Origin of the sequence: Campylobacter sp. CNRCH_2013_0855 (assembly GCF_025773025.1) — a bacterium.
GTDB classification, from domain to species: Bacteria; Campylobacterota; Campylobacteria; order Campylobacterales; family Campylobacteraceae; genus Campylobacter_D; species Campylobacter_D jejuni_C.
Genome location: NZ_JAKMTE010000002.1, coordinates 153,887 through 173,449 on the forward strand (window position 1 = coordinate 153,887; position 19,563 = coordinate 173,449).

Below are 19,563 nucleotides of genomic sequence, written 5' to 3' on the forward strand. Positions count from 1 at the left end.
TAATCAAACATCAATTAAAAAGGAGGCTTAAATGCTACATGAATTTAGAGATTTAATTACCGAATTAAAAGGTAAAGATATGCACTTTGACAAACTATTTGAAGAGCATAATGCGCTTGATCATAAAATCAAAGATGCAGAAGAAGGTAGAATTCATCTAGATAGTTTAGAAATTGCAAACTTAAAAAAGGAAAAATTAAGATTAAAAGATGAATTAAATATTTATCTATCAAACTACAAAAAATAATTTTTCTCTAATTATATTTTAGGTTATTTCTAAGGATTAAATATGTTTGGTAAAAATAATCAAAGCAAAAATTGCGAAGAACTACAAAATAAAATCAAAGAACTAGAAGAAGAAAATCAAAAACTTCTTTTAGAAAAGCAAGAATTGATTGAAAACTATGAAAAAAAATTACAAGATAATTGTGGCAAAACTGAATTAGAAACTCATCTTTTAGAAATGCTCTTAAATGGTGTTTTAAAAGGTATATCAAATGTCCAAGGTGATATGCAGGAAAATGTTAATAAAGCTGAGATGATTTCACAATACTCTGATTCTTCTTTGGCGGATATGCAAGAACTAAACTCTATCACACACTCTATCATATCTTCACTTCAGAGCATTATTGAATCGGCTAATCGCTCAAGAGATACAGCAGGAAATTTACATCGTAGCGTAGATGAGATTACTAATGTTATTAACTTAATCAAAGACGTATCTGATCAAACTAATCTATTAGCACTAAATGCTGCTATTGAAGCTGCACGTGCAGGTGAACATGGAAGAGGTTTTGCTGTAGTTGCAGATGAAGTAAGAAAACTTGCCGAAAAAACACAAAAAGCAACATCAGAAGTAGAATTAAACATTAATCTACTCAAACAAAATGCGGATGAAATGTATGGACAAAGCGAACAAGTAGAAAAGGTTTCATTAGAATCAAATGAGCATATAGTGCAATTTTCTAGCAAATTTACTCAGCTTATTTCAAATGCAAATTCAACTAGCTCACATGCTAAACGCATTGCTTCTGAAATTTTTGTTTCTTTAGCTAAACTAGATCACGTTGCTTTTAAACTCAACGGCTACAATGAAATTATTCATGCTTCTGGTAAAACTTTATCTGATCATTTAAGTTGTAGACTTGCAAAATGGATTGCAGGAGTTGGTAAAGAAAGATTTTCTAGCGGAAGAGCTTTTGGCAAACTTAACTTACCACATCAAAAGGTTCACGAAAATATAAACCATGCTATAGCCTTAGCTCATGGTGAAGATACCAATAACAATCTAGTTCAAAATCAAATTCTAGATAAATGCTCTAACGCAGAAAAAGCTTCAGAAGAACTATTTGTAATTTTCCAAGAAATGCTTAATGAAAAAGATCCAAACATTGAAAATAAAGATGAAAAATAGAAGGTAAGATTTATTTCTTACCTTTAAACCATAAATAAGCATATTCAAGCAAAGGAGTCTTAATAGGATTTTCTTTTGAAAATTGCTCAAAGTCTTTTCTTTTTATCCACACTGCTTGAATATCTTCTCCATCAATTCCACCACCATGGCCAATTTTATCATCTTCATTAATTTCAGCATAGAATAAAAACTGTCTGCTTACACCTGAACCAAAACCTGTATAAAATTCCCCTATTTTTTCTACATGTTTAGGCGCATAACCTAATTCTTCAATACATTCTTCTTGAGCTATTTCCTCAAAACTTAAATTTTTATCAACAAGTCCTGAGCAAAGTTCTATACTAAAACCCATCTCAGCAATTTGCAAACAATTACGTTTTTGATAATCCCACAAAGGAATTCGAAATTGTTTTACAAAAACAAAAGAATCTTTTTGAGTATGATATAAAAAAACAGAAACACTATCCATTGCTTCTATAAAATCCCAAGTGTATTTTTTGTTATCTTTACCTATATAAGTGTATCTTTTAGGTTTAATGTATTTTGAGTTGGAAAATTGTTCTTCTTGTAAATTTTTCACTTTATGATACCTTTTTGCAATTAAATTCTTTTTAAAATTTCTTCAGCTAACGCATTAGCTCTTTTGTCTAAAAACAAATTATAGTCTACAAAATCATCGTGTATAATAAAATGAGATTTTAATGCCTCATCGATATTACTATTTTCTTTTTCAAAATATTTTATATACTCTTGAGGATTTCTATCCCTTATAATTCTTTTATTTAAATAATCATCCACTAGTGTTATGTTAGCTAATGCATTTGCATTATCGGTGTTGTTTATTCTTTTCAAATATGCTTTTGGAAAAAAATGATGATAATTTTTAGAAGAAGCTATACTGAGATAAGAATTATCTAATCTTACTTTTGAATTGTCGCTAAATTTTTTAGGTTCATTATAAGCTAATATACAAAGAACTGCTTTATCAAAAGCATTTGATGATGAAAAATCTTCTTTTAAAAGTTCAATAAAATAATCTTTTTGTTTGTTTTGCAATGGTAATTCTTTATCAAAATTTACATTTATATTGTTTTTGATATTTTCAATTATTTTTATATCAGAATTTAATTTACTTTCAACAGAAGAAGAAAACCTCCAACTAATTGCACATCTAAAAAAATATCTTTCAATTTGTTTTAATTGAGTATTAGTTGGAGGTTTAAAATCATTAATTCTATAAAAATAAGCAATTGGAACTATTAAAACATAATAAGGTAAAAGTTTTGATACTTCTATTTTAAAATAATCTCTTATTTTATCAATCGCTAATTTTAATGCCTTAATTGTATTATCCCATTCATCTATAAATTGATTTTTATTTATAGATAAAATTGCACTTGTTTTAGAATTTTTTATCAAATTTAAAGATAATAATTGTAAAATAATAGTTTTATTTTCGGCTATTGTTTCATATGCACTAATTTCTAATTCTCTTATGAGGTTATTATAACTATCTTCTAAATCAAATTTTTTATTTTCATCATAGACTTTAGCATTCATTATTTCAAATAATGTTAAATCTTTTCCCGTTGTATTAATTCTTGTAAAAATTTCAGTTATTCTTTCTATAGAAGTATCATCAATCTCTATAGTTGAAAATTCATACGATTTTATCCAATCTCTTATTTTTTCTATTTTGTGTATTTTATCTAAGTCTTTATTAAAATTATTTACCAAATCCACAATAGAAGCATTCATTAAATCATAAAAACTTATATAATTTCCCTTGCCTTTTTCTATACTGCAAATTTCTTCATTTGTTTCAAGTTTATCTAAATTAATATAGAGTTCTTTGTAATCTTCTTTTTCTATTTGAACGCCATTTATGGCAAGATATAACGAAGTCATTCTTTGTTGGCCATCTAAAACATATAAAACAAAATCACCTTCTTTTATATCATTTAGAAAATAATTACCAATTTTTTTTAATGATCTTAATCTTTCTTTGGTTTTCCACAAAATAAAACTTCCTATAGGAAATCCCTTGATTAAGCTATCAATCAATTTAGCAACCTGCTCTTTTTTCCATACAAAATCCCTTTGAAATTTTGGAATTTGATAAAAACCTTCATTTATATTTCTAATTATATCTTCATACTTTCTTGTAATAGGTTTTGGTTGAATAAGCATTTTAACCTCAGAGATAATACAAATAGAGCAAGGAAAATCCTTGCTTTTAAAAAATTAAGAATGGGTTACATCATACCGCCCATGCCTCCCATACCGCCCATGCCACTCATATCAGGCATAGCAGGTTTGTCTTCCTTAATTTCACTAATTGTAGCTTCAGTTGTTAAAAGCATGCTAGCCACTGAAACTGCATTAAGTAAAGCCACTCTTTCTACTTTAACAGGATCGATAATACCACTTTCAAGCATATTTACATATTCACCTTTTGCAGCATCAAAACCAGTATTTTCTTCTTTACTATTTTCTACTGTATTTACAACTACACCAGCATCAAATCCAGCATTTTCAGCAATTTGTCTTAAAGGTGCTCTTAAAGCTCTTTCTACAATAGCTGCACCAATAGCTTCATCTCCTTGTAAATTCAAGCTGATTTTTGATTTTGCTTTAATTAATGCAGCACCGCCACCTATTACTATACCTTCTTCAACAGCAGCCTTTGTAGCGCTTAATGCATCATCAACTCTATCTTTTTTCTCTTTCATTTCAGTTTCAGTAGCTGCACCAACTTTAATTACCGCTACACCACCGCTTAATTTAGCTAATCTTTCTTGTAGTTTTTCTCTATCATAATCTGAGCTTGTTTCAGCAATTTGAGCTTTTATTTGGTTAATTCTTGCATCAATATTTGCTTTTTCACCTGCTCCATTTACAATAGTTGTATTGTCTTTATCAATAATCACGCTTGAAGCTTGACCTAAATCTTGGATACCAGCGCTTTCTAAAGTTCTTCCAAGCTCTTCAGAAATCACTTCACCGCCTGTTAAAATAGCAATATCTTCAAGCATAGCTTTTCTTCTATCACCAAATCCAGGAGCTTTAACTGCTGAAATATTTAAAACACCTCTTAATTTATTTACAACTAAAGTTGCTAAAGCTTCACCTTCAATGTCTTCAGCTATAATCAAAAGTGGTTTTCCTGTTTTTTGAATTTGTTCTAAAATTGGTAATAAATCTTTTAAGTTAGCAATTTTTTTATCAAATAACAAAATAAATGGATTTTGCAATTCAGCTGTCATTTTTTCAGTATTTGTAATGAAATATGGACTTAAATAACCTCTATCAAATTGCATACCTTCAACTACATTTAATTCATCATTAATTGATTTTGCTTCTTCAACAGTGATAACACCATCTTTTCCAACTTTTTCCATAGCATCGGCAATTAAATTTCCGATTTTCTCATCTGAATTTGCAGAAATTGTTGCAACTTGAGCAATTTCTTTTTTATCTTTAACTTCACGAGAAAGTTTTTTAAGTTCAGCTACTATAGCTTCGCAAGCTTTATCCATACCGCGTTTTACTTCGATAGGATTAGCACCTGCTGTGATATTTCTTAAACCTTCTTTGAAAATCGCATGCGCTAAAACTGTTGCTGTTGTTGTTCCATCACCTGCTTGATCAGCTGTTTTGCTAGCTACTTCTCTAACTAAAGAAGCACCCATATTTTCTAAAGAATCTTTTAATTCTACTTCTTTAGCCACACTCACACCATCTTTTGTGATAGTAGGAGCACCAAAACTTTTTTGGATTAATACATTACGACCACGTGGCCCCATAGTAACTTTTACTGCATCATTAAGTTTTTTAACACCTTCATAAAGTTTATTTCTTGCTTCATCTGAAAAAAATATTTCTTTTGCCATTTTTTATCCTTTTTTATTTAATAATCCCTAAAACATCTTCAACATTAAGAACTAAATACTCTTCATTGTCAAGTTTTATTTCAGTTCCACCGTATTTTGCAAACATTACTTTATCATTTACTTTAATATCTTCTATTTCTTTGCTTACTGCAACAACTTCACCATTTAATGGTTTTTCTTTAGCATTATCTGGTATAATAATCCCAGAAGCAGTAGTTTTCATTTCTTCTAAGCGTTTTACCAAAATACGCTTTCCTAGAGGTTGAAAATTCATTTTTTATCCTTTCTAAAATGTGCTATTTTTAGCACTCTTTGTTTTTGAGTGATAGAATTATACATTAAAGAAAGTTAATTGTCAATAAATTAAGTAAAATATATCATATAAGTTTAGTCTATTACACTAAATTTATATGATATATCATTATAAAGGTTTCTTATGAAAAAAATTCTTTACATTCTTTTAGGTATAGTATGTGTAGTATTGCTAACCATATATACATTATTATTTACAAGTATAGGTAATGCTTTTTTAAAACCAAGAATCGAAACGATTATTGCTCAAAAAAGCGGTATGAATGTTAAATTTGAAAATTTTAAAATTAGTTTTTCACAACTTGACATTAAAGCAAATATTGATGATAAATTTTTTGCTAATATAGAAGGTGGTATATCACCTTTAAGACTAGGGTTTGCTTTAAACTATCTTTTAGGACTCAAACAAAATTATATTCAAAATCTTGGCTTAAAAAGCGATAAAGATTTTACATTCAAGGGTAATGTTGCAGGTAAAAGTAGTGATTTTTCGGTAAAAGGCAATGGATTTTTGTTTGATTCTAATCTTAGTTTAGATGCAAAAATCGTTGATTTTTCTCCTATAAATCTTGAATTTATTGGAAAAAATATAGATTTAGCTCAAATTTTAGATTTTGCTAATCTACCAAGATACGCTCAAGGAAAAATTAGTATTATAAGCGATATACAAGCTAAAGATTTAAAACCAAATGGTAATGCTTTGATTAATTTTTACACAAGTTCTATCAACAATACACTAATCGAAAAAGATTTTAATCTAAGCTTGCCAAAACAAAGTTATATAAAAGGCGAGATAAGATCTTTAATCCAAAACAATGAAGTTATTTCTAAAAGTGAAATTTTAAGCAACTTCTTCAAACTTTATACACAAAAAAGTATTTATGATATAACAAAACAAAGCTTAACTAGCGATTTTGATATCAAAATAGATGATTTTAATCAATTTTCATCTCTAGCCAAAATGAAACTCCAAGGTAAAAGTCAAATTCAAGGTAATTTACTTTTTGCAAATAATCAATTGCAAAAATTAGATGCTAACTTACTTGGATTTGGTGGTAGCTTAAAAGCTGTTTTAGAAAATAATAATCTTAATATCAATACAACTAATATAGAAGTAGCAGAGCTTTTAAAGACTATCTCTATGCCTACTTTTATTAATTCTAAATTAGTTTTAGATTTAAAAGCACAAGGGCTTGATTTTAAAAATTTCAATCTAAATACTAGGTTAAATAATGCAAATATAAATGTTATAGAATTTAAAAAACTAAGTAATCTTGATTTTCCAAAAACAACTTTTAACTTACAAGCTAAAGCAAATGCGAAAAATTCTTTAATTGATTATGAAGCTTTGCTTGATTCAAACATAGCAAAAATACCTCAACTAAAAGGCTCATATAATCTTACAAACAAAGATTTAAATGCACAAATTAGTGCTTTTGTAGACAATCTTAACAAATTAAAACCTTTAATCAAACAAGATCTCAATGGGCCTTTAAATTTAGATGCCAAAGTTGATCTCAAGGCAAATCAAATTCAAAATCTTGATGCAAATATTAAAATCATGCAAGGGCTTATCAATGCAAAATCTAATGGAAAAAGTTTACAAGCAAAGGTTGATAATATAAAATTAGAACAACTTTTTCCTTTGATAGGACAAAAAGTTTTAGCTTATGGAGATGTAAATGCAGATATTGACTTAAAATCACTTGATTTTAACAATATTAATGGTGATTTTAAAGCAATTATTAATTCTTCTTTTAATGAGGTAGAATTATCTAAGCTTTTAGAGAAAAAATTTCCAAAGAATACTTCAGCAAAAATCAATCTTGATGGAAAAATTTCTAAATCAATCATTGATTTTAATGCTAAAGCTCTAAGCTCATTTGCGAATATTAATTCATTAAAAGGTAAATTTGATCTTAATCAAATGGCTCTAGCAAGCACTTATAATATATCATTGCAAGATTTTTCTAAGCTAGGATTTTTAGTTGATAGAAACTTAAAAGGCAAAGCTGATTTTGAAGGAAAATTTGATTTTAAAAACGCTTTAATAGATGCAAGCATTAATAGTAAAAATATATTCAATGGTTCATTAGATGCCACTTTAAAAAATAATATTTTTAACGCTAAAATGCAAAATACCGATCTTTCAAATTTAGCTCAAAGTTTAGATTTACCTGATTATTACCAAGCAAAATCAAATTTAAGCATTGATTATAATCTTTTAAAAGAAAGCGGTGTAGTGTTAATAAACTTAGCCGATGGACAACTTAAGAAAAACCTCATCACAAGTGCCTTAATGCTACTTTTACAAAAGGATATTACTCAAGATGTATATCGCAATGGTGAAGCCAAAATAAATATCGATAAAAATCTCATAGATTTAAATTTAAACCTAATAGCTGATAGAAGCAATATAAATATTAGCAAAGGTAAGGTTGATACAAAAAGCACTAAATTAAACATTCCTTTTAATATCGTCATTGATAGAGCAAATTTCAAAGGAATTATAAAAGGAACAACACAAGATCCTAAAGTAAGTCTTGATACAAAAAGTGTGGTAAATTCTATTGTTAATACAATAGGTGGTAATGCTAGTGATGGCACTAAAAATACAGGTAAAAAAGTAGATCAAGCAATAGATAAAATCTTTAACAAACTCTTCTAATACATCTAGCCTTAAAAAAGGCTAGATTTTTTAAAATAAACCAAATTTACCATCTTTTTTCTTATATAGCACCCTCATTTTTGCATCTATATCATTAAAAACTAAAAATATATCTTTACTTGCTTTTAATTTTTCCAATGCTTCTTCAATTTCTAAAGGTTTATATAACTCAAGTTCTGTTGGAACTATCTCATCTTCCTCGATCACGCTTGGTAATACTAAATTTTCTTTTATCTCATCTTGATGCTTATGGGTGATATTTTTATCATGTAATCTTCTTAAAACCTTAGAAATTCTATCGATAGCTAAATCTATAGCAGCATATAAATCTTTATCTTTTTGTTTAACCACTACTGTATTAATGCCAGCCAGATTAATGCTAAATTCAGCCCAAAACCCTTTCTTTCCATGCCTTTCATCAGCACTTATAACACAACGCGCAGAAATCACATCTAAGCCATATTTACTTAAAGTATCAAAGCTTTTTTCCACATACTCTTTTATAGACTCTGTTAGTTCAAATTGCTTTCCAACTATACTTGTATTCATTACTTCTCCTTTTTATGAAGTTAAATACATTATAGCACTTTAATCGTAAAAAAATTAACTTTTTAAATAAAAAATAAATTTAAAATTTTAAAGGGTCTAAAATAAGCACACCATCTACTGAAAGTTTTTTACCTTGAAAATATATTTTACAAAAAGAAACAATTAAGGCATGAAAAATTTGATAAAGCTCGTATAATTTACATTCTTTTTTTAGTAAAACACACAATTCCTGCTGATTCTTAGCTATATCTTTTTTAAAAAAATCTGCCAATTCATCATAACTTTGACACTCATAGCCTAAATAATTAGCTATTTTTGCACTATAAGTATCAACTACCAAAACTTCTTTTTTACATATATAATTTAAAATTCCATCTGCACTTTCTTGACCCAAGCCTTTAATACCTAAAAGCCATTCTCTATCTACTTCTTCTTTAAAAAGTTCAAAAGAATTAAAATCTTGAAAATATTTTTGAGTAAAATTTTTAATATATTTTGCTTTGGTATTATAAAATCCACTTGGCTTTATTAAAAGCGCTAAATCTTGAGTGTTTAAATTTGATAAATCTTCTATCTTGGTAATATTTGCTTGTTTTAAATTTGTCAAAGCTTTTAACACATTTTTCCAGTTTGTATTTTGAGTTAAAACCACAGAAATTAAAATTTCAAACTCGCTTAAAGTATTATTTTCTAGCCACTCAAAATCTTTATAGTCAATATTTGCATTAATTAAAGCTTTAAAAATTTCATATCCACTCATGCTTTTTCACTCTTTCTTAAATGCATCAAAATAGCCTCAATCACATCATCATCATCTTTACTTTTTGCCTTAATGACTTCCTTGTTCTCATCATCTTTTACAAAACAAATATTTTGCTCATAATTGCTCACTAGTTTATAATGTTTGCTAGCTAAAATTTTTATGATGATTAAATCCAAAAACTGCTTAGTAAAAACATCAGGCCTTCCAAAACGATCATTCATCTCACTTTCTATCTCATAAACTTCATTAACACTCATACACTTACTAAGTCTTCTATAAAGTTCTAATCTCAAACGATCTTCGCTAATATACTCACTATTTAAAAAGGCATTGATATTAAGCTTTAAATCTATTTTTTTCTCTTTAATTTCTTCTTTTTTACTTAGCTTATTAATCTCATCTTCTAACATTTTAAGATACAAACTATAACCAATTTGCTCTATATGCCCACTTTGATCCACGCCTAATAAATTTCCACCCCCACGAATTTCTAAATCATGATAAGCAAGCACGCTTCCTGAGCCTAAATAAGAATTACTCTCTAAGCTCGTAAGTCTTTTTAAAGAATCTTTTGTGATTTTTTCCTTATCTTCAATCAAAAAATAACAATATCCTTGCTTAGCGCTACGCCCTACTCTTCCTCTAAGTTGGTGCAAATCAGCCATACCAAAGCGATCTGAATTTTCTACTATAATAGTATTTGCATTTGCCAAATCAATACCACTTTCAACTATAGAAGTACAAAGCAATAAATCATATTCTTTATTTTCAAATTTAATCATTTCTTCTTCAGTAGTTTTTGCATCAATTTTAGAATGCAAGATTAAAATTTTTAAATTTGGAAACAAATCTAAAAGATATTTTTTACACCCATCAATACTTGCTATATGATTGTGTATATAAAAAATCTGTCCTGCTCTTCTTAATTCTCTTGAAATAGCTTCTTTAATCAAAGCGTCATTACTTTCTCTAACAAAGGTACGCACATCCAAACGATCCTCAGGTGGAGTTTGTAAAACACTATATGACTTTAAAGAGCTAAGAGCTTGATTTAAACTTCTTGGTATAGGCGTTGCCGACATAGATAGAATATGTGAATTTTTACTTAGTTCCTTGAGTTTTTCTTTTTGTTTTACACCAAATTTATGCTCCTCATCTATCACGACTAAACCCAAATTTTCACACTCAACCCCTAAAAGAGAATGCGTTCCAACCACTACACAAGGCTTATTTTCTTTTAAAAATGCCAAAACTTGTTTTTTTTCTTTAGCACTAGTAAAACGATCTAGCTTAAAAACCTCTATATTAAAAGAATCAAATCTTCGTTTTAAGGTTTTAAAATGCTGGGCTGAAAGCAAAGTAGTTGGCACAAAAAATAAAGCCGTATAACCACTTTTCACACAAGTAAATATAGCGTTCATAGCAACTTCTGTTTTACCAAAACCCACATCACCACTTAAAAGCCTATCCATTACCTGCATACTTTTTAAATCCTGAGTAATTTCTTGGCAAACTTGACTTTGATCTTTAGTATAAAAAAATCCGGCCTTATTGATAAATTCATCTTGTAATTCTTGAGAAATTTTTAATTCTTTTGCCTTTATCAAAGCTCTAGCTGCTGCTAAAGAAACTATATTTGAAGCAATGGCAAATAATTTTTCTTTTAATCTTTCTTTGATTTTTAGAAAACTTCCTTTTCCAAGCTTATCAAGTAAAGGCACACCACCACTTGCGCCGATATATTTATCAATCATATATAAATTTTCAACAGGCAATAAAAGCTTGTCATTATTTAAATACCCAAGAGCGACAAATTCTTTTTTTGCTCCTGCTATTGCAATTATCTCAAGACCTAAAAATTTAGCTATACCATAATCTTCATGCACAACAAAATCCCCAACCCTAAGCTCATCTATTACCAAACTTGCTTTTCTAACTCTTTTATTTTTTTCTTTTTTATTTAAAGAGATGATAAGCTCATCTTGAGTGCTTAAATTAATTCTTTCTTGGGATATTTTTAATTTAATATTTGGAAATTCTTGTATATTTAAAGTTTTAAACAAAGCTTCATTTTTAGCTAAAATAGTAATTTTCTTATCTTTATGAAAAGTGAAAAAATCGTGATTGTAAGAGCTTACTAAATCTTTATAAAATTTTGGTTCAGGTAAAATATTTTGATTGATTTTGCTAATATCTTCTTCAAAATCATTTACATCAAATTTTTTTATACTCACAAAATTTAAATCCAAATAATCACAAAAATCATCAATACACCAAAAACCTAAAGAATTAACATCATTAATAATGCTTTGACTTTGAAAATTTTGAATCTTTTCTTGTAAATTTTCATATTGATCTTGATTAAAAGCGCTCAAAAATGGACAAATCTCAATCTTTGAAAGTTCATTTGGGATTGATTTTTGCGTATGAATATCAAAATATCTTATACTTTCTATCTCATCTGAAAAAAGCAAAATTCTAAAAGGTTGCTCTTCATTGATCGCAAAAATATCTATAATATCCCCACGTATTGAAACTTCGCCCTTATCTTGAACTATATCTACAAACTCATACCCACTATGTAAAATTTCTTCTTTAAATTTCTCTAAAGCAAGAAGTGAATTTCTTTTAAGAGTAATGTTTTTTAGATGCTTTTTTCCAGGGAGTTTTTGTAAAATTGTTTTTATAGGGGATATTAAAATTTTATTTTCATCTTCTTTATGATAAGCATTTAATACTTTACATATTTCAAAAAGTTCTTTAGAAAAAGAACGTAAATCGCTACCAAATTCTGCTCTAAAATCAGGTAAAACAAAGGTTTTGAAATTTAAAAATAAGCAAACCTGAGCTAATTCGTCTGCTTCTTTATCATTCTCACAAACTATTAACTCAGTTTTGTTGCTTAGTAAATATTCATATAATTTAGCTTGCATTTTCTGAATTTTCTATACTCACATCGATAGTTGCAAGTTCTTCATCTTTTTCAATTATTTTACTACTTCCATTAAATTTTCCACCATTTTCAATGCTTAATTGTTTAACTATGATATTACCATTAAGCACACCGCCGGATAAAATTTCTAAAGAATCAACTTGCATTTCTCCTTCAAAAATCCCATTAATCACTATCTTACTTGCCTTAACTTGTCCTTTTAAAATACCACTTTTGCCTATTACTATCACATTAGAAGAATTAATCACTCCTGTGATTTCTCCATCTAAATGAAGCATAGAGTCAAAATAAAATTTTCCTTCTATTTTTGCTCCGTTTGAAATGACTGTAGTTTCGGATACTGTAGCAATAGAGCCTTTATTAAAGATTGCCATGGAACTCTCCTTTCTTTTTCAAAAATTTGTTCATAATTTTTTCGGTTTAAATCTATAAAAATCTTAGGATCTAAAAGTTTATTAATAAATCTAACCTCATAATGTAAATGTGGGCCTGTAGAAAGTCCTGTATTTCCTGTATAACCCAATAAATCACCTTTTTTTACAAATTGCCCTGCTTTGACAACATCTTTACGCATCATATGTGCATATACTGTTTTAAAACCAAAATTATGGATTAAAATCACTGAATAGCCATAACCGTTATTGCTATATGCAGCATATTCAACCACTCCATTTGCCGGTGCATAAATGGGAGTATTTAAAGCCGCTCTTAAATCAATACCTGGATGAAATTCTTTTTTATTCAGTATAGGATGATGACGCCATCCAAAATTACCTGTAACTCCATTATCTTCTATCACATGGCCATTTGGAATTTGTGTTAAAAATAAATAAGCTTGATCATTTGTAAGTTTAACTTTTTCTAATCTTTCTGGTATATCTAAACTTTCATCTTGCTTTAAACCTAAATTTTCTTCAATATCTGCAAGTTGAGTTTGGAGTTCATCATATAAGGCTGTTTTTTCCTCTAAACTTTTTTGCATGCTTTCATTTTGAGAAAATAATTTAGTATTTTTTGAAGATAATGCTTCTTGCTCTTTTAAAAGCTCTGAACGTTTATCTGCTAAATAATTGATATACAAAGCACCTAAAACTATAACAACAAAAACAAAAGAAGTAAAATAAATTATTACTTTTTTTATAATCTGACTTAATAAAAAATGTCTAGAACCATTTACATCCGTGATAGTTAGCGTAAATTTATCTTTCATTATAGCCTCTTAAAAAATTTTCTACCAATATAAAAGAACCAAAAACCAAATACAACTCATCTTTTTTTATTTGTTCAAATTTTTGATAAACAATATCTAATTTTTCTAAATTTTCTAGCAAAACAGAACCCGCCAAAGGCCTATCTTTGCTTTCATATTCATAAATTTCAACTATTTTTATTATAGGCTGTAAAGCCCTTAAAATTTTATAAGAATCTTTATCTAAAAAGCAATTATAAACTAAATGAACTTTTTTTTCCTTAAAAATTTCAGCTAAAGCTAAAGCCGCCATTTCATTATGTCCTACATCAACAAAAATATTTTGGCTTACTTGCTCACATCTTCCTTTTAAATCAAGTTTTGGTAAATTATTAATGCTTTGAATTAATTCTTTTTCATTTTTAACACAAATTTTAGAAAAAGCTTCCAAAGCTAAAAAAAGATTATCTTTTAAAAAAATTGCTAAATTATATTTTTGAATATATTCTTGCACATAAGGATAAATAGTCTTGTTTTCATCTAACACGCCAATATCTAAACTAGCTTGTTTTAAATTAGCTATTTTTTGAGCCAAATTTAACACTTTTGTTTCTTGCTTATGATTAATTAAAACTTTAGCACTCATGGCTTTTAATTTTGTTCTTGCTATTTCTTCTAAATTTTTACCTAGTAAGTCTTGATGATCAAATCCTATTTTAGTAAAAACACTAAAATCTCTTTCAAAAACACTTGTAGCATCATATTCTCCACCTACTCCAGCTTCTAAAATCACATAATCACAATCTTTAAAAATAAAAAAAGCTAAAAAAGTAGCATACTCAAAATAACTAAGTTTTTTCACATCATCTAAAAAAACACTTTCTAATTCTTCATGCGCCTTTTCCAAAAGCTCATTACTTGCAATTTTACCATTTAACCAAAATCTTTCATTAAATTCAAAAATATGAGGACTAGTATAATGACCTACTTTATATCCTTGCTCTAAAAGTAAAAGTGCTAAAAATCTACCCGTGCTTCCTTTGCCATTAGTGCCAATAATTTGGATATTTTTAGTTTTTGGAATAAATTTTTTATACTTTTCATACATACTAAACATAAAAAATCTACTAATTTTTTGCACATACATAGTTTTTTGTGAGAGCGTTTGTTGAAATTTCATACTAAGCTTTTTGCATTAATTCTTTTAAAATATCGCCATCTGGAAATTCTTTTTTTTCTATACAAGAAGATGATAAAACAAGCTTAACTACTTCTTCTTTATAAATAAATTTATAATCATCTATAAGTTTTAAAGCTTTTTCTGTAAAAATTTGAGCGTTTTCTAAATTTTTACCTGGAAGTATAACTAAATAAGAACTTTCATCTAAAATCCAAATTTCAGCCAAATTTTTACATAAATCTTTAAGTATTTTTTTAAATTTTTCACTAATAGTCTTAAAACTATCAAGACCATATGTATTAATAATGTGTTCTATATTATTGATTTTAAAAAAAGATAGGGCATAATTGACCGCATAAAGTCTATAATTTTCATCAAGTTTTTTAAGCTCTTGAGCTAAATTCCACTGTTCTCTTTGCTCATCATCACTTGTAGCTTGAATTTGAGTTTTAATTTGAGCTATTTGCTCATTTACGTATAAAAGCTTATCTTTTAATGTGTCAAAATTAATCTGCACATTACCATTTTCATCTTTAGTTAAAGCGTTGATAAATTTCACATCTTCTTGGCTATTATCATAAAGCTTTGACACCATTTCATTTAAGTTTTCCAAATGTTGATTAAAAAAAGAAAGATTTTTTTGTATATAGTATTTATCTATTGCTTCTTTTTTTTGCAACATTAAACAATACTCATGTGCAAATTCTTTTCTGGCAATCAATCTAGGATTATCTTTTAAATTTTGTTTAAATTGTTCCACTTCTTTACTCTCGCCAAATAAAGGCTCCAAAGAAGCTAGTAAAAGTTCAGCTTGCTTTTCATAAGAGCGTTCTTTTAACATAACAATAAGTTTTTCTATTAAAGTATGAAAATCTAAAAATGCCCGAATATTAAATTCTTCTAATTTTTTTAAAAACTCGTGATCTTCATAAGATTTTTCAAGCTCTTTCCATTTGACTCTTAAAAGATATATGGTTTCTAAATCCATAGCTTGAGATAATCTGTGTTGAGTAATTTGTGCAAGCTCTTTAATTTTTTTATCTTTACTAATACTAAGTTGTTGAATAATTAAGCCGAGTAAAGCATAGACATCTTCATATTTTCTGCTTACTTGCCTATTAAGTCTAGAAACCAAAAACATCAAAAACTCATCAATAGTTCGTATGTTTTTTCTCTTCAGTTCTTGTTTATAAATATCATCTAAAAGATTGGTGTATTTTTCTATTCTTGCTTTATTAAAACTCATAACTCCTGCTTTTTTAGCGCACTCTTCAAACACCTCGCTATAATTTTCGGGAGTTGGATGTAATTTACGTTCTTTTAGTTTTATCAATGTTTCTTTTGCAATCTCATTGATATGGCTCGCCATTATTTATAACCCCTAATAGCTATAATAGAAATAAACTCATCAAAAGCTTCACTTGATGCATTTTTAATCGCTTCAAATCTAGCTTGATCACTGATAATAGAATTTGGATTAATATCAAAATTATAACTACCTTTGGTGTTTACAATTTCTTCTTTTCCGCTTTTATAACGCAATATAAATTCTAAATAAAGCTCTGCTTTATAATTAATCACATAACCATTTTGATCGTATACCATAGGAAGAAATTCCAATCTTTTCATCGTGACAACAATGGAACTATCCGCATTATACTCATCTGTGATTTTTCTACCAAGTTTATTTAACATAGCTTCTCTTAAAACATCTGTTATATAAACACTATTTTCAGGATCTTGTTTGCTAATATTGATTTTCAAAAATACATTTTCACCCAAAACTCTGCTTGCCATTTGAGATGATGGGATATACCCGCAAGATATGATAAAAAAAGCAAAAAACAATACTAGATATTTTTTCATTTAACCACCAAATTAACCAATTTTTTATCAACATAAATTTCTTTTACTATGGTTTTACCCTCTAGCCATTTTGCGACATTTTCTTTAGCTAAAGCTAAAATCTCATCTTCTTTGGCTTCTGAATTTATTTCAATCTGAGCTCTTTTTTTACCATTAACACTAATAGCTATATTAAAACTATCTTTTACAAAAACTTCATCTTTTATTTTTAATACTTTAAAATTTTCACATTTAAACAAATGTTCACTAAGCTCAAAACAAACATGAGGGATGATAGGCTCTAAAATATTTAAAATAATATAAAAAGCTTCTTTTGAAACTTCTTTATGATTTATAGCATTTAAGGCATTTAAAGCTTCCATACATGCAGCTATTAAGGTATTAAAAGCAAAACTTTCTTCATAAACTTCGAAAGATTTTTTCAAAGCTTCATAAACTTTTAATCTAGCATATTTTTCTTCTTTATTTAGACTTTGATGATTAATTTCTTGCAATTTTCCACATTCTAAACTCATAGCCTTTTCATAAAGCCTATTGATAAATTTAAACGCACCCTCTAGCGCACTATCATTCCATTCAAGTTCTTTAGCAGGTGGTGCAGCAAACAATATAAACAATCTTGCACTATCTGCTCCATATTTTTCTATAATATAATCAGGATCAACTACATTGCCCTTGGATTTACTCATCTTAGCACCATCTTTGGTCACCATTCCTTGGGTTAAAAGTCTATTAAAAGGCTCATCATCTTTTAAATAACCCAAATCCCTAAGTGCTTTTTGAAAAAATCTTGCATAAAGTAAATGTAATATCGCATGCTCAATCCCGCCAATATACTCATCAACATTCATCCAATAATTTACACTCTTTTCATCTACAGCTTTTTCTTGCCATGTTTTATCATCACTTGCAAAACGTGCAAAATACCAAGAACTTTCAAAGAAAGTATCTAAAGTATCACTTTCTTTTTGTGCTTTTTTGCCACATTTTGGACAAACGCATTCTTTCCATGTTTCGTGCTTATCTAGTGGATTTCCTTCTCCATTTATCACCACATCCTCAGGTAAGGTAATAGGTAAATTTTCTATTTTTTGAGGAACTATACCGCAAGAATTACACTTAATCATTGGTATAGGAGCACCCCAATATCTTTGTCTAGAAACACCCCAATCACGAATTTTAAAATTGGTAACCTTTTTACCAATACCCAAAGATTCAATTTTTAAACTAATTTTTTCTCTAGCTTCATTGCATTCTAATTGATCAAATTCTCCACTATTAATCAAAACACCTTCTTTTAAAGTATAGCATTGCGCATCATTTTCATCTTTATAAATTACTTTTTTTATAGCTAAATTATAAGTTTTTGCAAACTCATAATCTCTTTCATCATGAGCAGGTACACTCATAACAGCACCACTACCATAATCACTTAAAACAAAATTAGCTGTCCATAAAGGAATTTTTTCTTTACTTAGTGGATGGATTACATAAAGATTTAAAAAATATCCTTCTTTTGGTGCAGCTTGTCTTTGACGTGGTGTTTGATTTTGTATATTTTGAATTTTTATGATAGTATCTTGATCTAGTAATTTTTTATCAATTAATTCATTTACTATTTCATGATCAGGCGCTAAAGCAATATAAGACACTCCATAAATAGTCTCAGCCCTTGTTGTAAAAACATTGATCTTTTTTGCACTGATTTTATCATTTTCTTCTATATTAAAATCAAAACTAAGTCCCATGCTTTTACCTATCCAATTTTCTTGCATAGTTAGAACTTGACTTGGCCATTTTCCTTCTAATTTTTTAAGATCTTGTAGTAATTCATCTGCATAAGCGGTAATTTTTACATAATATCCTGGCATTTTTTTTCTAATGACTTCATGTCCGCAACGCCAACATTTGCCATCTTCAACTTGCTCATTTGCTAAAACTGTTTTGTCATTCTCACACCAATTAACTTCGGCCTCTTTGGTATAAATTAAACCTTTTTCATACATTCTGATGAAAAATTCTTGCTCAAATTTAGTATATAAGGGATCAGAAGTAGCAAGCATTCTTTTTTTAGAAAAGGAAAAACCTAAAGAAGCAAGCTCATTTTGCATATAATCAATATTTTCATAAGTCCATTTTTTAGGATGGATACCATGTTTAATCGCAGCATTTTCAGCAGGCATACCAAAACTGTCAAAACCTATAGGATGCAAGACATTAAAACCTTTTTTTCTATAATACCTAGCCATAGCATCACCTATGCTATAGTTTCTCACATGTCCCATATGAATTCTACCGCTTGGATATGGAAACATAGATAAAATGTATTTTTTTGGTAAAGAAAAATCATCTTTTGGTTCAAAATACTCTTTTTCTTGCCAAATCTTTTGCCATTTTTTTTCTATTTTATCTGCTTCATATGCCATTTTAACTCCTAATTTTCTTCTTGACTTTTTACCGAATCAACTACAACTAAAATCATTGAAAAAATATTAGCTATCAAAGCACCAATTGCTAAAGTGTAAACCATAACATTAGCTTCTGGATTAATTTGTATTAAAGCAAAAGCTGGAATTAAATGCAAATCAGCCACCAAAGAACTTGCAAATAATTCAGCTGCTAAGAAATTTCTAACTCCAATTTTCAATAAAGTAGAAATTAAATTCACACAAGCTGCAATAAATAATGCAACTTCATTTTGATCATATAAAAATCCTGCGGTCGTAGTTAAGCTCATTAGAGCAAAAAAGATATAAATAACCTTACCCCAATTCAT

The 19,563-nt window shown here is 28.2% G+C and carries 17 protein-coding genes and 1 pseudogene; 4 read left to right on the forward strand and 14 right to left on the reverse strand.

The window, feature by feature from the left end; all coding sequences use genetic code 11:
• Window positions 1-31 precede the first annotated feature (31 nt).
• From L8X40_RS02140 to L8X40_RS08560, 3 genes and pseudogenes are all read left to right on the forward strand, one after another.
• The gene (locus L8X40_RS02140; RefSeq protein WP_087700778.1) at window positions 32-247 is read left to right on the forward strand and encodes a YdcH family protein; all 216 of its coding nucleotides are present in this window, start codon (window positions 32-34) and stop codon (window positions 245-247) included.
• A gap of 435 nt (window positions 248-682) precedes the next feature.
• Window positions 683-970, forward strand: a pseudogene (locus L8X40_RS08555) (methyl-accepting chemotaxis protein); the annotation flags it as partial.
• Window positions 956-1,414 carry a CZB domain-containing protein gene (locus L8X40_RS08560; RefSeq protein ID WP_391527387.1) on the forward strand — a complete coding sequence of 153 codons (459 nt, stop codon included), beginning with the start codon at window positions 956-958 and terminating at the stop codon, window positions 1,412-1,414. The pseudogene L8X40_RS08555 and the gene L8X40_RS08560, both read left to right, overlap by 15 nt.
• Before the next feature lie 10 nt (window positions 1,415-1,424).
• On the opposite strand, the gene L8X40_RS02150 is transcribed toward L8X40_RS08560, so the two are convergent.
• The 4 genes from L8X40_RS02150 to groES form a co-directional block, all read right to left on the reverse strand.
• The gene (locus tag L8X40_RS02150; RefSeq protein WP_214100321.1) at window positions 1,425-1,994 is read right to left on the reverse strand and encodes an NUDIX domain-containing protein; all 570 of its coding nucleotides are present in this window, start codon (window positions 1,992-1,994) and stop codon (window positions 1,425-1,427) included.
• Window positions 1,995-2,014: 20 nt separating this feature from the next.
• On the reverse strand, window positions 2,015-3,604 hold the full coding sequence (locus tag L8X40_RS02155) for a DUF262 domain-containing protein (RefSeq protein ID WP_263667190.1): 1,590 nt from the start codon (window positions 3,602-3,604) through the stop codon (window positions 2,015-2,017).
• A 65-nt stretch (window positions 3,605-3,669) separates the two neighbouring features.
• Complete coding sequence (gene groL / locus L8X40_RS02160; RefSeq protein ID WP_263667191.1) at window positions 3,670-5,307, reverse strand: chaperonin GroEL; 1,638 nt, start codon at window positions 5,305-5,307, stop codon at window positions 3,670-3,672.
• 13 nt (window positions 5,308-5,320) lie between these two features.
• Window positions 5,321-5,581 carry a co-chaperone GroES gene (gene groES, locus L8X40_RS02165; RefSeq protein WP_039626536.1) on the reverse strand — a complete coding sequence of 87 codons (261 nt, stop codon included), beginning with the start codon at window positions 5,579-5,581 and terminating at the stop codon, window positions 5,321-5,323.
• A 162-nt stretch (window positions 5,582-5,743) separates the two neighbouring features.
• On the opposite strand from groES, the gene L8X40_RS02170 reads away from it, so the two are divergent.
• Window positions 5,744-8,287 carry a hypothetical protein gene (locus L8X40_RS02170; protein ID WP_263667192.1) on the forward strand — a complete coding sequence of 848 codons (2,544 nt, stop codon included), beginning with the start codon at window positions 5,744-5,746 and terminating at the stop codon, window positions 8,285-8,287.
• Between the two features lie 30 nt (window positions 8,288-8,317).
• On the opposite strand, the gene hpf is transcribed toward L8X40_RS02170, so the two are convergent.
• The 10 genes from hpf to L8X40_RS02220 all read right to left on the reverse strand — a co-directional run bounded on the left by hpf (window position 8,318) and on the right by L8X40_RS02220 (window position 19,563).
• Window positions 8,318-8,836 carry a ribosome hibernation-promoting factor, HPF/YfiA family gene (hpf, locus tag L8X40_RS02175; protein ID WP_087700774.1) on the reverse strand — a complete coding sequence of 173 codons (519 nt, stop codon included), beginning with the start codon at window positions 8,834-8,836 and terminating at the stop codon, window positions 8,318-8,320.
• 79 nt (window positions 8,837-8,915) lie between these two features.
• Window positions 8,916-9,596, reverse strand: a complete 681-nt coding sequence (locus L8X40_RS02180) for an endonuclease III domain-containing protein (protein ID WP_214125435.1) — start codon at window positions 9,594-9,596, stop codon at window positions 8,916-8,918.
• Window positions 9,593-12,532: a DEAD/DEAH box helicase gene (locus tag L8X40_RS02185; protein WP_263667193.1), complete on the reverse strand. Its 2,940-nt coding sequence runs from the start codon at window positions 12,530-12,532 to the stop codon at window positions 9,593-9,595. Before L8X40_RS02185 ends, L8X40_RS02180 begins: the two co-directional genes overlap by 4 nt.
• The gene (locus L8X40_RS02190) at window positions 12,522-12,926 is read right to left on the reverse strand and encodes a bactofilin family protein (RefSeq protein ID WP_263667194.1); all 405 of its coding nucleotides are present in this window, start codon (window positions 12,924-12,926) and stop codon (window positions 12,522-12,524) included. Before L8X40_RS02190 ends, L8X40_RS02185 begins: the two co-directional genes overlap by 11 nt.
• On the reverse strand, window positions 12,854-13,765 hold the full coding sequence (locus L8X40_RS02195; RefSeq protein ID WP_251813763.1) for a M23 family metallopeptidase: 912 nt from the start codon (window positions 13,763-13,765) through the stop codon (window positions 12,854-12,856). The genes L8X40_RS02190 and L8X40_RS02195 overlap by 73 nt, the downstream gene beginning before the upstream one ends.
• Window positions 13,752-14,921, reverse strand: coding sequence for a Mur ligase family protein (locus L8X40_RS02200; RefSeq protein WP_263667195.1), 1,170 nt, complete (start codon window positions 14,919-14,921; stop codon window positions 13,752-13,754). The genes L8X40_RS02195 and L8X40_RS02200 overlap by 14 nt, the downstream gene beginning before the upstream one ends.
• Window position 14,922: 1 nt before the next feature.
• On the reverse strand, window positions 14,923-16,290 hold the full coding sequence (locus tag L8X40_RS02205; RefSeq protein ID WP_263667196.1) for a hypothetical protein: 1,368 nt from the start codon (window positions 16,288-16,290) through the stop codon (window positions 14,923-14,925).
• A complete protein-coding gene (lptE, locus tag L8X40_RS02210) occupies window positions 16,290-16,787 on the reverse strand; it encodes an LPS assembly lipoprotein LptE (protein WP_263667197.1) in 498 nt (165 codons plus the stop codon). The genes L8X40_RS02205 and lptE overlap by 1 nt, the downstream gene beginning before the upstream one ends.
• On the reverse strand, window positions 16,784-19,213 hold the full coding sequence (leuS, locus tag L8X40_RS02215) for a leucine--tRNA ligase (RefSeq protein WP_263667198.1): 2,430 nt from the start codon (window positions 19,211-19,213) through the stop codon (window positions 16,784-16,786). The genes lptE and leuS overlap by 4 nt, the downstream gene beginning before the upstream one ends.
• Before the next feature lie 8 nt (window positions 19,214-19,221).
• Window positions 19,222-19,563, reverse strand: a complete 342-nt coding sequence (locus L8X40_RS02220; protein ID WP_087700765.1) for a DUF6394 family protein — start codon at window positions 19,561-19,563, stop codon at window positions 19,222-19,224.